This is a genomic window from Hymenobacter terrenus (genome assembly GCF_000972495.1).
GTDB lineage: Bacteria > Bacteroidota > Bacteroidia > Cytophagales > Hymenobacteraceae > Hymenobacter > Hymenobacter terrenus.
This window is the reverse complement of sequence record NZ_LATM01000015.1, coordinates 78,782-91,476: the sequence shown is the minus strand read 5'-3', so window position 1 is coordinate 91,476 and position 12,695 is coordinate 78,782. Positions and strand designations below refer to the sequence as shown.

General features: G+C 58.8%; 10 protein-coding genes and 1 riboswitch. Of the genes, 6 read left to right on the top strand and 4 right to left on the bottom strand.

What is annotated here, in order from left to right:
- Positions 1-101: 101 nt before the first annotated feature.
- The 3 genes from WX88_RS17205 to WX88_RS17195 form a co-directional block, all read right to left on the bottom strand.
- Positions 102-731, bottom strand: coding sequence for a flavin reductase family protein (locus tag WX88_RS17205; RefSeq protein WP_046245628.1), 630 nt, complete (start codon positions 729-731; stop codon positions 102-104).
- A 90-nt stretch (positions 732-821) separates the two neighbouring features.
- The gene (locus tag WX88_RS17200; RefSeq protein WP_052732804.1) at positions 822-1,697 is read right to left on the bottom strand and encodes an alpha/beta hydrolase family protein; all 876 of its coding nucleotides are present in this window, start codon (positions 1,695-1,697) and stop codon (positions 822-824) included.
- 120 nt (positions 1,698-1,817) lie between these two features.
- On the bottom strand, positions 1,818-3,329 hold the full coding sequence (locus WX88_RS17195; RefSeq protein ID WP_046245627.1) for a M28 family peptidase: 1,512 nt from the start codon (positions 3,327-3,329) through the stop codon (positions 1,818-1,820).
- Positions 3,330-3,427: 98 nt separating this feature from the next.
- Here WX88_RS17195 and WX88_RS27915 point away from each other — a divergent pair, with 98 nt between their 5' ends.
- From WX88_RS27915 to WX88_RS17170, 5 genes are all read left to right on the top strand, one after another.
- Positions 3,428-4,165: an HAD family hydrolase gene (locus WX88_RS27915; protein ID WP_072053037.1), complete on the top strand. Its 738-nt coding sequence runs from the start codon at positions 3,428-3,430 to the stop codon at positions 4,163-4,165.
- A 191-nt stretch (positions 4,166-4,356) separates the two neighbouring features.
- Positions 4,357-4,959, top strand: a complete 603-nt coding sequence (locus WX88_RS17185) for a Crp/Fnr family transcriptional regulator (protein WP_231590732.1) — start codon at positions 4,357-4,359, stop codon at positions 4,957-4,959.
- Positions 4,960-5,134: 175 nt separating this feature from the next.
- Positions 5,135-5,641, top strand: a complete 507-nt coding sequence (locus tag WX88_RS17180) for an ester cyclase (protein WP_046245625.1) — start codon at positions 5,135-5,137, stop codon at positions 5,639-5,641.
- A gap of 271 nt (positions 5,642-5,912) precedes the next feature.
- Positions 5,913-6,443, top strand: a complete 531-nt coding sequence (locus tag WX88_RS17175) for a YybH family protein (RefSeq protein WP_052732802.1) — start codon at positions 5,913-5,915, stop codon at positions 6,441-6,443.
- Between the two features lie 274 nt (positions 6,444-6,717).
- Positions 6,718-7,389: a DUF1349 domain-containing protein gene (locus WX88_RS17170; RefSeq protein ID WP_231590731.1), complete on the top strand. Its 672-nt coding sequence runs from the start codon at positions 6,718-6,720 to the stop codon at positions 7,387-7,389.
- 64 nt (positions 7,390-7,453) lie between these two features.
- Here the strand turns inward: WX88_RS17170 and WX88_RS17165 are convergent, their stop codons facing one another.
- Positions 7,454-8,623: an LLM class flavin-dependent oxidoreductase gene (locus tag WX88_RS17165; protein ID WP_046245624.1), complete on the bottom strand. Its 1,170-nt coding sequence runs from the start codon at positions 8,621-8,623 to the stop codon at positions 7,454-7,456.
- A gap of 655 nt (positions 8,624-9,278) precedes the next feature.
- Positions 9,279-9,390: riboswitch (SAM riboswitch) on the top strand.
- 456 nt (positions 9,391-9,846) lie between these two features.
- Between WX88_RS17165 and WX88_RS17160 the strand changes: the two genes are divergently transcribed.
- Positions 9,847-12,585, top strand: coding sequence for a TonB-dependent receptor (locus WX88_RS17160; protein ID WP_046245665.1), 2,739 nt, complete (start codon positions 9,847-9,849; stop codon positions 12,583-12,585).
- Positions 12,586-12,695 lie beyond the last annotated feature (110 nt).

Sequence of the window (12,695 nt, the reverse complement as noted above, 5' to 3'; positions counted from 1 at the left end):
TCAGCATGACCGCCTGGCTGGAGCGTTGACTGCGCAATGAAACGGGCCGTCCCAATTGCTGGGGCGGCCCGTTTCATTGCGCAGTCAACCAATAAACACTGCTATTGCGCGACTGGCGGCTGGCCCGGTCGGGCGTAGCCCAAGCGCACTGGCGGCAGCACTTCGTGGTAGCCATCGAGGCCGGAAATGCAGGCGTCGCCTAGCGCGGCCAGGTCCAGGGTGCCATCGGGCCGCAGGGCTTCTTCGCGCAGGTACACGTGCTCCACAGTGCCTACCAGCAGGACTGTGCCGTTGGAAATGGCCAACTCCTCGCGTAGCCGCAGGCCGATACTGAGCGGGCTTTCGGCCACGTAAGGTGCCGGAAAATCGTCGCGGTATGCGGCCGTGAAGCCGCATTCATCGAACTCCGATACTTCCGGGGCGAAGTCGGCGGAGGTGTAGTGGGCCTGGGCGGCCAAAGCCACTGGCACGTGGTTGAGGGTGTAGCAGCCGCTGCTTTTGAGGTTTTGATAGGTGTGCCGGGGTACGGTGGTGGGCCGCGTCACGATGCCGAGCAGGGGTGGGTCGGAGCCCAGGTGCAGAGCCGAGCTGAACACGGCGAGGTTGGTGCCGCCATCGGGCGCCACCGTGCCGATGAGGTTGGCCGGCTTGAAACCCGGCAGACCATTGACGAGGTTGAGCCGATAAATTCGCTCAAAATTCTTGATATCGGTGGCAGTGATGTGGCGCATGAAATAGTTGTTAGCTGCTGATTATAGGGTGAGGACGCTTTGTGAGAGTGGTGGCTTAGCAACCGGAAGTCCGCAATCTGTCCGTCGGCGCTACTTGTTCAGAAAGGCGATAACTGTTTTGGTCAGGGCAATTCGCTTGCTGGTGAAAGGGTGGTCAGTGGGCCATACTTCGTAGTGAAAATAGGCTTTGTTGACCGCGCCAATGGGCTTGATCCAGGCTTGGTTACGCTTGGTTTCGTCAAGGAACAATAGGGTCTTACGGCGCAGGGCAGGACCATCGGCGTTTAATTGGTAGGTCGCCGCGTTGGCCAGCACCGGGGCGAGGAGCGACTTGCCCTCCGGAATTCGCAGCATAAAAACCTGGCTAGTATACTGGTCAAACGCGGCGCGGCTGTTCAAAGGGTCGGTATTAGCCGCGCTGGCGTAGATGTCCCAGGGCGAAAGAATAACGGCTTTCCGGACGGTGGGCAGCTGCGCCAACGCCTTCAGGGCCACCCAGCCACCCATGCTGTGCCCAAACAGCGCCAAGCGGGTGCTGTCAATGCGCAGGGCTTTAGCCTGCTTCCGGCAAAAGGCTACCACACTGGTAACATCCTCCACGCAGTTGGCAAACGAGAACTCGCCCTCGCTGCCCCACGAGCCGCGGTAGTTGAAATACAGTACGTTCCAGCCGGTGCGGCGTATCGATTGGGCCAGGTCGAGGTTGCGTTCATTGCCGGGAAAGCCGTGCAGCAAAATCAGCGTCGGATGGGGCTGGCTGCCCACGGCGGTGTACATAAAAGCCGCCATCCGGCTGCCGTGGGAGGGAATAATCAACTCGACGCAGTCGGCCGGGGCCTTGGGATTGTTATCGAGGTCCTTAATCAGGTATTTGGGCGCGGGAGCCTGGGCCTGGCCGGCAGCTTGAAGGGAAGCGAAACCAGCCAGCAGCACGAAGAGGAGTGGATGCCAGAATTGTTTGAGCATGAGATGAATAAATTGCACAGAATGTGGTTTCTGAGGTTTGCCGCCACGAGGCCGGGCATGAGACGCCCGGGCGTGGACTTGCCGCCGCAAGTTCGCGAAGCGGAAGTTTACGCTCCGGAATCAGCGTTCCAGCTTGAAGCCTGGCTCCGGCGCGGGGCGGGCCGGACGGTTGGCTACGGCCCAACCGGTGAGGTACATCCACTGCGTCATACGGGTCAGCTTGGGGTAGTTGATGCGGTCGGCCTCATCCTTGGGGGTGTGGTAGTCGGGGTGCAGTAGCGAGGTGTACATCACGGCCGGAATACCCAGGCGGGCGTAGGGTAGGTGGTCGGAGCGGAAGTACCAGCCCTCGGGGTGGGTGGTTTTGTCCCATTCGGTATCCAGCTTAAACTTGGGCCCGGCCTGGTTGGCAGCCAGGGCCAGGTTCACCAAATCGGAAGAATTGCGGTGCGGTGGGATGGCGCCGAGCAAGGCGGCGCTGTCGGGGGAGTTGCGGCCCATCATCTCGGCATTCAGCACGGCCACGATGGACCCTTTCGGTACGGTCGGGTTGGCGGAATAGTAGCGCGAACCCAGCAGACCGCGCTCCTCGGCGCCGTGGTAGACGAAGAGGGCTGCGCGCCGGGCCGGCTGCTGCTTGAAGGCGCGCATGATGGCCAGCAGCGCCGCGCAGCCGGTCGCGTTATCGTCGGCGCCGTTATAAATGGAGTCGCCGGCTACCGGAGCGCGCACGCCGTCGTGGTCCTGGTGAGTACTGAACAGCACGTTTTCCTGCTTTAGCTGGGCATCGGTGCCGGGCACTTTGGCCACGATGTTAACCGATGGGTACAGGAAAGTCTCGATCCGTAGGTCGACGACGAGCTGCTGGCCGGCCTGCTGCACCCAGTCCTTGGCATCGGCGGGGAGCAGGATGGTGGGCGGGGTGTCCAGCACTTTGGTATTGGGGTCGCCGGGCAGGCCGTAGCGACCGCGCTCGTAGGTGTGGCCCCAGTGCTCATACACGGTCTGGGCCCGCGCATCGGCCACAAACACCACGGCCACCGCCCCTGCCTTCAGTAGCTCGGCCGATTTATCGCGCAGCGTCGCCGTCAGGAAACGTCGGAAGCTGACATCGGGCGTGGGATTACCGGAAAACAGCAGCGCTACGGCCTTGCCTTTGAGGTCAGTTTTGGCCAACTCGGGCGCGGTGCCGGTGCCCACGTACACCAGTGGGGCCGTGACGGCGAAGTTGGTGGGCGCAAAAATCAGCGCGTCCTGATTGGGCCGCAGCTGGTGCGTGCCGATGCTCAGTCGACTGGCTTTGGTGAGGCGGGTGCGCTGCAAATGAAACCACTGGAAATAGGTGCCGTCGTCGCCGGCCGGCTGCAGGCCAATAGCGCGAATCTGGTCGGCCAGCCACACGGAGGCCTTTAGTTCATCGAGCGTGCCGCCCTCGCGGCCCCGGTAACGGTCGCCGGCCAGGGCAAACAAGTCGCGCTTGATGTCGCTCTCACGAATCGCAGATTCAGCGCTCGTGGTTTTAGTAGCGGGCGCTTTGCGAGTGGCGGCGGGCTTTTTCTGGGCTGAAATACTCAGCGGCGCGGCCAGGCTGAGGACCGCCAGCAACCCAGCGGCAAAGAAAAGTTGTTTCATAGTTAGGAGTAAGAAATTACCGTAAAGTAAACTAGTTCTCCGGTGACGCGGCCGGGTAGCTTGACGACTGCTTATTATTTGAAACCGCAGTTAACTTGATGAGACCACCGCTTTCCGTCCGCACGACCACGGTACTGTTTGATTTGGATGACACGCTGTTTGACCATACCGCCACATCGCGGGCGGCCCTGGCTGCAAGTACCGCCGCGTTGCCCCAGCTGCAACAGGTCGCGTTCGAGCCGCTTTATCAGCGTTGCAGCGAGCTGCTCGAAGAACTGCACCTACAAGTGTTAAGCGGCCGCTACACTCCTCAGGAAGCCCGCCTTCTGCGCTTTCAACGCCTCGTCGCCTCCTATCAGATTGCGGCAACGGATGCGGAAATCGACCAATTTATTCACCTTCAACAGACGCACTACCACCGTCTGCATCGGCCGGTGACGGGAGCCGTAGCTTTGCTAAAAGCCCTGAAGCCGCAGTATCGCATCGGAATCGTGACGAATAATCACACACTGGAGCAGGAGGATAAATTGCGGTTTCTGGGGATGGACCGGTTGGTAGATGCACTAATTACCTCGGAAGAAGTAGGGGTGGCGAAGCCCGACCCGCGCATTTTTCAGGTGGCGTTGCAGCGCCTGGACTCCCTGCCCGAGGAAACGGCATTGGTGGGCGACAATTGGCATGTTGATGTGGTGGGAGCCCTTGGGGTAGGCATTCGGCCGCTGTGGCTCAATCGTTTCGGGGCGCCGCGGCCGTTGGCGCTGGTCGAAGAAGTTAGCAGCTTTGAGCCGCTAGCGAGCGTGATGCAGACAATTGCCGGTAGCCGCCAGACGGTATAGCGGTTAAGCTGACACCATGGATTGGCTATCAGCACCAGCCTGCGGCAGCCGGAAAGTAATTTCGTCTCCTCGTCGCTGCCTGGAAGATTTGTATTGTGCGGGGGCGTACCCGGTAGGGCTCTGAATAAGCAGCTGACTTCGATATATTCCAGTCTCGCCTCCGATTTTTCTCTCCACTTTTCCACTACCGCATGATGTCACTTACTTCTGCTGCCGAGGAATTGCTCCGTGCCAACCTGCTAGCGCGGGTATCTATTACGGACGAAGAATTTACATTTTTCCGGCAGTATGTCCGGCCGTTGTCGCTGGCCAAACGGCAGCACTACTTGATGGAGGGCGACATTTGCACGCACATGGCGTTTGTGACCCAGGGCTGCGTGCGGAGCTATTCCGTCGACCCGCAAGGCCAGGAGCACACCCTGCAATTTGCGCCCGAAGACTGGTGGGTATCGGACCTGTACAGCCTGCTGACCCAGACGCCGAGCACCCTCAACATCGACGCCCTGGAGGATACGCAGCTACTGCTCATCAAATACGCTGCCATCGAAGAAGTGTACGCGCGCTATCCGGTATTCGAGCGCTTTTTTCGTCTGCTGATGCAGAGCCGCTACGTAGCATTGCAGGAGCGGGTGAATGCGAGTCTCAGCGAGTCGGCCACTGAGAAATACAATAATTTTCTACGCAAGTACCCCGCCCTGGTTCAACGGGTGCCGCAGCACCTGATTGCCTCGTACCTGGGCGTCACACCCGAATCGCTGAGCCGGGTGCGCCGCCTCAACCGCCTGGCCGATTAACGGAAGGATAGGGGCTGGCACGTTCAGGAATAGGTTTTTTTGAAAATCCAGAAACCTGAGAGGAATTCAGAAATACTTTCTTATCCTATGATAAGAAAGGAGGGTAAGGCGTGGGCAAACCTTTGTGCCATTCTCCACCAGGGGAATAGTTCAGTACCCTTAGCCCCTCCCTTATATGAAAAAAGTTCTGTTTTCCCTCGCCTTGCTTATGGCCGTTGCGGGCTGCGATAAAGATAAAGCCCAACCAGCGCCCGGGTCGTTGGTTGACCAGCATCTGGCGACGTTCGATGCCCTCGATTTTGATGTGTTCAGCAATCAGCAGTGGGACCGGCTGCACGAGAGCCATTCCAAGAATATCCTGGTGCATTGGCCCGACGGCCACGTCACGACGGGTATCGAGCGCCACACTGAAGACCTGAAAGCTCTGTTCGTGTTCGCCCCCGATACGCAAATCAAGGAGCATCCCGTCAAGCTCGGGCAGAATGAGTTCACGGCCGTCACCGGTTTCATGACGGGCACCTTCACCAAGCCCATGCCCACGGCCGACGGTAAATTTATCCAGCCCACAGGCAAGAAGTTCAGGCTGCCCATGTGCACGGTGGGCCGCTGGAAGGACGGCGTGATGGTGGAAGAATTCCTGTACTGGGATAACCAGACCTACATGACCCAACTCGGCTTGTAGTGGTACAGGCTGCCTTCTGGTGAGGGTTGAACTGGTCTTCCAGAAGGCACTGCCCCGCGTAGGGCCGACGCGGGCGCCGTGAGAAACTTAGCCTGAACAACTACCAGCTATTTGCCAACTAGCTGAGATACTGAATTGCGTGTGGGTCGTTCTGACAATTGCCTTGTCCTGGGCCCACTTCTGGGTTCGGTTAGGAGCGGGTACGCACCGTTCACTGAGCCGATCTGCTATGACTTAAACCAGACCCATAAATTCTTTTGGAAGCACAGCCATGAATACCTTTAAAACAAACACCTCTAAATTTCTGCAAACCTTGTTGTTAGTTACAGCGCTAAGCGCCAGCACAGTCGCCTGCAAAAAGAACGACGAAACGCCTAGTACTACCCAGACGCCAAGCACGACCCTGAGCGCGGCAGACATTATCGCCGAGCAAACGGCCATCAAGCAACTGATTACCGACTACGGGACGGCCCTGGCCGCCTCAGACCCGAGCAAAGTAGCCGGACTCTTCGCTCAGAATGCCATACTGCTGTCGGCCGGCGCGCCCACGGTTACCGGCCCGGCGCAGATAAAGAGCTCCTACGAGGGCTTATTTAGTGCCCTCACACTCACGTTGCAGTTTACTCCTGGGGAAATTGTGGTGGTGAATAAGGATTACGCTTTCGCCACCTCCACGTCGGCTGGCAACGTGCTCGTGAAAGCAAACGGGCAGATAAGCCCCGGCGCCTATCGGGAACTGTGGGTGTTCACCAAGGAAAACGGACAGTGGAAAATTGCCCGCTATATGTTCAACCAAATTTAAAGTGTCAGCCGCCAGCAACGGCTACGAAGTGGCCACTTCACTGTTAGCAGCTTCAGCCCGTGGCGTAAGCCTATTGTCAGTGAAATATAAAAATCTGATAATAAAAATACTTGACTCGATAAGGTAATGCGACCCGGCTCTCTGGTCACTTCCCCATGTTTACGGTTCCGCGCCAGCCTGGCCAATCGATTAGGCCGGCGCTTTTTTTAGAAGATGCAGTGGCCGACGCAATAGCCCGGTGGATTCTGGTGGCGGAGCCGTTTGGTGCATACATTTGCTCACCCTGCTGGCCACTTTTCGGCAGGGCTGCCGTTTGATGAAAGCCATGCTTACTGGTGCCGCGCTGCTGCTCAGTCTCTCCGCAACTGCCCAGTTTCTTCCCACCATGCGCTGGCAAAACGCTCCCAAAAAGGCGTCAATGACTGGGACCAAGCTTCAGGTGCAGGTTGACGGTAGTACGGACTTCTGGCGCGTGACCCACTACGGGTTCATCCGCGACAACGGACACTTCTATTTTCAGGAGCAGGAGGGCGATTTTCTGGTTAAGGTCAAAGTAACTGGCCACTATCAAGACCTCTACGATCAAGCCGGGCTGATGATTCGTCTCGACGAGAAGAACTGGATTAAAACAGGCATTGAGTACGTCAAGGGGGTGCAAAACGTGAGCGCCGTGGTGACTCGTGAGGTGTCCGACTGGTCAGTAGTTCCGCGCCAGGACAGCCCCCCGGCCGTGTGGCTCACGCTGTTGCGCAAGGGTGACTACGTCGAAATTCAGTACTCCTTCGATAACAAGACCTTCAATATGTTACGGCTGGCATACTTCCCACCCACACCCGGCCAGAAAGTGCGCATCGGCCCAATGTGCGCTGCTCCTGATGGCAAAGGATTCCCAGTAGAGTTCGAGGAGTTCTCGGTCACGCCTTTACCCGCCGAATCCAAAAAGTAGGAGCTGAGCTACCCACAACTCGGTTAGCTCAGACTATCAATAAATTGAACTATACCCTGGCTGGCTATCGCAGCACGGCTGTGGTGAGGGGCGTAACTGGTGTTTCGCGCGGGATGCGGCCCTGCACCTGCGGCATGGAAGCGTTGGGCAGGCGCGGCAGCACGTAGCGGGCAAATAAGTCGGCCTCGTCGAGCAGTGGATATCCCGAAAAGATGAAGGCCCGGAATCCCATGTCCATGTAGCGGTTAAGCTTCTCCACAATCTGGTCGGGGTCGCCGACAAGGGCGCCGCCGGCTCCGGAGCGGGCCTTGCCAATGTCGGTCCAGAGCAGAGGCTCCACGAAGCCTTCCATGTCGGCGTACTCTCGCAGCTGGTTCTGGCGGTGCACGCCCATCGACCACGAATCCTGGGCCCGGCTCTTGATTTCGGCCCCCTTAACAGGGTCAAATTTCGACATGAGCTTCTTGGCGTAGGCGCGGGCCTCGTACTCCGTTTCACGCACGATGACGTGAATACGCAGGCCGAAGTCAATCTGCCGGCCATGGCGGGCGGCGCGGGCGCTCAGGTCCTGCATGGTTTCGTAGAGCATTTCCTCGGTTTCGGGCCACATCAGAAACATGTCGCAGTACTGCGCGCACACTTCACGGGCGCCCTCCGACGTGCCGCCGAAGTACAGCAGCGGGCCCCCGTTTTGCTGGTAGGGCTTGGCCGGGTCGGCCGGCATGTCGAACTGGTACAGCTCCCCTTTGTGCACGATGCGCTCTTGCGTCCAAGCCTGGCGCAGGATTTCGATGGTTTCGGCGCAGCGCTGGTAGCGCAGCTCCGGCGCCTCGCGCAGGCCGGGCAGGTCGGAGTTGATGATGTTGATGGTGAGCCGGCCTTCGAGCATATGGTCGAGCGAAGCCAGGGCGCGGGCCAGCATGGGCGGGTGCATTTCGCCGGTGCGAATAGCCGTGAGCAGGTTGATGCGCGAGGTTTGCGGGGCAATGCCGGCCGCGAAAGTCATCACGTCCTGCCCCACTGTGTAGGAGGTGGGCAGCAGGATGTTGGAGTAGCCCAGGCGCTCGGCCGAGAGGGTGATGTCGCGGCAGTGGGCCCAGGAGCTGCGATAAGCGCCATCGAGCACGCTCAAGTACTGGGTATCGCCGCCGCAGAGGTCATCAAACCAGGAGATTTCGGCCACGCGCTGTGGGGTGCGAATGGCCACGGAAGCAATAGGAGAGGAGAGCGACATGCGTAAACTATAAGATTAAAGAGAAAATAGGATAGGCTGCTGGTCTTTCAGGCGTTTATGCTAGCGCTCACTACCAAAGAGCGCCCCATGAAATGCTGCCGCTACCAAGGCTGTGAACTTGGCATCAGCTCGCAATAAGAACTTACACCGTTCACGCTTCGAGCCGCAATACACCGTTCTGGACACCATTACTTGGATACCCTTCCGAGGCCAGATAGTCTGTCAGTCAGCTCGATTTCTTTTTGACCGGCCTGCTGCCAGCAGCAAGGTCGTGGCGGCAAAGATAGGCTGTGGAACAGGCCGGGCAAGAGTAAACAAGGGGCCTACCCCAAGCGGGTCTACTTGTTTTTCCGCGGTGTTCACCATGAAAAAGGCAGTAGTACGCAGGGGCTTTTGCGAACACAACACGGCGCGCCACTGCCTTTTTCACTGCGGAAATAGCGTTGCTGTTTTTGGCGCGGCGACCCTGGGGAGCCAGCAAGTACCGATTTCCTTGTTATCGCGTTCTTTCCGGCCAAGGACGTGCGACCATATGTCTGCAGCATGGGCCGCCTTCGGAAGCCGGTCCATTCAGTGTGAGTTTTGAATGAAATTTGGGCATTTAAAAAATGCTGCTTTACCTTTGGCCCACCAATTCTTGATCCCACAAAGGATTTTTTTATACAGAGGCGTGGAGAGACAGGCTCGATGAAACGCCGGCAACCAGCGGATTTTTCGCAACGGTGCCAACCGAAGGTCAGCATAACTAACACCTGGCCATATAAAAAACACGTTGCTGTGGACACACCCGTCAACAACTCTGCTCGTTCCTTCCACTTGGTGGCTGCGCCACAAGTAAGCTATGCCCAATCGGCCGTCTGTACGACGGAGGTGATGGGTTGTTGTTGCTAATCCACTCCTCTTCCGGCTGCTAGTTGCCTACCTCCACCGTGGCTTGGAGTGTGGGTCTGTGTGCGGCGGTATTCGTAGGGTCTTCGGGTAGGGCAGGGCTCATGCTGCTGCCAACGTGCCTCGCCTCCGACCCGACAAGGCTCCAGCCGGCCGCATCCTAACGCTGTACTGCCCAAAATTTTCTGGTGTATATGTCGCTGGTAGCCCCTACGTAGGCTCCGGCATAATCCACGCCCCGCCATGAGCGGGCCGGCCAATTCTCCATCTTTTTCCTCCCTACTTCATGCCGCTGCCAGGGGAGCGGCCCCATGGGTTTAATCCATCTGATGAATATGAAAAAATTGTTTCTTTTTGCATTGTTGCTGCTGACTTGGTCGGCCGAGCTGCTGGCGCAAACCACCACCGTAACGGGGCGCGTGACCGACGGTGCTACGGGGGCCGGTCTCATCGGCGTGAACGTGGTGGTGAAAGGTACCACCATCGGCACGGCTACCGACCGCGACGGCAACTTCACCATTGGGGTTAAGCCGGAAGCTACACGTCTGGTCTTTAGTTTAGTCGGGTTTAAAACCGTGGAGCAAGACGCCTCGACGGCCGGACCACTAGCGGTGGCACTAGTCGAAGGCGGCGTGCTAACCGATGAAGTGGTGGTGTCGGCCAGTCGGGTGCCCGAAAGCATTTTGAAGTCGCCGGTGACGGTGGAGAAGCTGGATGCCCGCACCATTCGGGAGACGGGCGCGGCCAATTTTTGGGACGCGCTCAACAACGTGAAGGGCGTGGACCTGGGCACGCAGAGTATTAACTTCAAGTCGGTGAACCTGCGCGGGTTCGGGGCCAACAACAATACCCGCGTCGTGCAGTGGTTCGACGGCATGGATAGCCGCTCGCCAGGCCTGGGCTTCGGCTTTGGCAACGTGGCGGGCGTATCCGAGCTAGATGTTGATAATGTGGAGATTGTGCCCGGCGCGGCGTCGGCCCTCTACGGCCCCGACGCCCTCAACGGCATTGTGCTGACGACTTCCAAAGACCCGTTCGAGTACCAGGGCCTGAGCCTGCAAATCAAAAACGGCCTGAACAACGTCAACTCCCCGGCCACGAAAAATGCCACCCTGCTCACCGACTACGCCATCCGCTACGCCAAGTCATTCAATAACCGCTTCGCTTTCAAGCTGAACGCGGCCTATTTCAGAGCCACTGACTGGATTGCCCGCGACGCCCAGGACCGGCGCGACCGGACCCGGCCCGCCGGCTTTGAGCCCGGCACCCGCGATACCAACCCGCTCTACGATGGCCTGAATGTCTACGGCGACGAATTCGGCAATGCCATCACCATCGACAGCACGATTTCAAAAACATCGGCGCTGAGAGGCACGCGCCTCACGCGCACCGGCTACCCGGAGCAAGACCTCCTCGATACGGACGTCCACAGCCTGCGTCTTGGTGGGGCCCTGCACTACCGCCTCACCGACAAGCTGGAAGCCATTGCCCTGGTTAATTACGGCGATGGCAACCTCGTGCAGACGGCCGGGCAGCGCGTGTATTACCCTGACTACAAGCGCACCCAGGCCAAGCTGGAGCTGCGGGCCGATAACTTCTACCTGCGCGCCTACACCACCCAGCAAACCGCGGAAGGCTACGGCACCGGCACGGTAGCCCAGGCCATCAACAGAACCTACAGCACCAATCCCGTGTGGGCAAAGGATTACGTATCGGCCTACGATGGCCTGGTGCCCGGCGTGGCCGCCGCCAGCGCCGCCACGGCCCGCGCCTACGCCGACCGCAACCGCTTCCAACCCGGCACCCCCGCCTTCGATGCCGCCAAAGCCGCCTCGGCCAATAGACTTACCACCGAAGGTGGCGCCCGGCAGCTTGAAAATTCCGACCTGTGGCATGGAGAGGGCATGTACAATTTCAAGAATCAGTTTCAGTTCGTCGACCTTATCGTGGGCGGGCATTTCCGCGAATACCGGCTCAACTCGGCGCGCACGCTATTTCCGCTGGCGTCCGATGGGAAGGAATATACCGTGCAGGAGTATGGCGGCTATGCCCAACTGGCCCACACGTTTGCGTTGGCTGATGAGCTGAGTGTGCGCCCCACCTTCGCCGCCCGCTACGACAAAAACGAGTACCTCAAAGGCGGCTTCACGCCCCGCGGCTCGGCCGTGCTGACGTGGAAAACGCACAACCTGCGGGGTTCCTACCAAACGGCTTTCCGCAATCCTTCACCCGGCAACCTGTTTGCTTTCAATATAGTGCCAAACAACCTGAGTGAGCTGGGCGGCACTGAGCTGATTGCCAACCGCGCTAATCTTTTCAACAACCCGGCCTACACCGAAGCTTCCGTGCTGGCCTACCGAACCAGCAAAGACCCTGGCGTGCTGGTGCAGTACACGCCGCAAATCATCAAGACGGAGAAAATTGCCACCTGGGAAGTGGGCTATAAGTCGGTTATTGCCCAGTCGCTGTTCATTGATGCCTTCTATTTCCACAGCCGCTATTCCGACTTTATCGCCAACCAGAACTTCGTGCAGCCGACCAACAGCAACGTCACGGACCTGCTTGAGCCCGGAACGTCCACCCGCTACCAGATTAACCTCAACAAGGTCGACCAGATACTGGTCAACGGTGTGGGGCTGGGCCTGGATTATGCTCTCCCGGGCAGCTTCCGTCTCAGCACCAACTACACTTACCAGGAAGGCAAGGACAAGACCACTGGCAAAAAGCTCTCCGACCCCGTGGTGACGGCTAAGGGCCGCAACTTCTTCAATTCGCCCGAAAACCGCACCAACGTTTCCTTCAGCAACGCCAAGCTGACCCAGCACGTGGGCTTCAACCTGACCTGGCGCTGGCAGGACCGTACCTGGTGGGAGCAAGGCTTCGCCGGCGATACCTGGATACCAGCCTTTCACACCTTCGACGCCCAGGTATCGTACCGCCTGCCCGCGCTCTATTCCACCGTGAAAGTAGGCGGCTCCAACCTGTTCAACCGCTACTACAGCCAGGGCTACGGCCTGCCCCAGGTCGGCGGAGTATACTACGTGTCCATCGTCCTGGAAGACTTGTTGAAATAAGCCAGAACTGGCCGGCCGTCATGCAGAGCGCAGCGAAGCATCTCGCCCACTTCGTCCGGCTCCCCTCTCCTCGGTAGAGGGGCCCGCCCCGTAGGGGTCTCGTGAGGTTC

What these genes read in the sequence shown, in the direction of transcription:
- WX88_RS17180 (WP_046245625.1), top strand. Translation starts at nt 5,135, where the DNA reads ATGAAAAAAGTTCTGTTTTCCCTCGCCTTGCTTATGGCCGTTGCGGGC.
- WX88_RS17165 (WP_046245624.1), bottom strand. Translation starts at nt 8,623, where the DNA reads ATGTCGCTCTCCTCTCCTATTGCTTCCGTGGCCATTCGCACCCCACAG.
- WX88_RS27915 (WP_072053037.1), top strand. Translation starts at nt 3,428, where the DNA reads ATGAGACCACCGCTTTCCGTCCGCACGACCACGGTACTGTTTGATTTG.
- WX88_RS17195 (WP_046245627.1), bottom strand. Translation starts at nt 3,329, where the DNA reads ATGAAACAACTTTTCTTTGCCGCTGGGTTGCTGGCGGTCCTCAGCCTG.
- WX88_RS17185 (WP_231590732.1), top strand. Translation starts at nt 4,357, where the DNA reads ATGATGTCACTTACTTCTGCTGCCGAGGAATTGCTCCGTGCCAACCTG.
- WX88_RS17175 (WP_052732802.1), top strand. Translation starts at nt 5,913, where the DNA reads ATGAATACCTTTAAAACAAACACCTCTAAATTTCTGCAAACCTTGTTG.
- WX88_RS17160 (WP_046245665.1), top strand. Translation starts at nt 9,847, where the DNA reads ATGAAAAAATTGTTTCTTTTTGCATTGTTGCTGCTGACTTGGTCGGCC.
- WX88_RS17205 (WP_046245628.1), bottom strand. Translation starts at nt 731, where the DNA reads ATGCGCCACATCACTGCCACCGATATCAAGAATTTTGAGCGAATTTAT.
- WX88_RS17200 (WP_052732804.1), bottom strand. Translation starts at nt 1,697, where the DNA reads ATGCTCAAACAATTCTGGCATCCACTCCTCTTCGTGCTGCTGGCTGGT.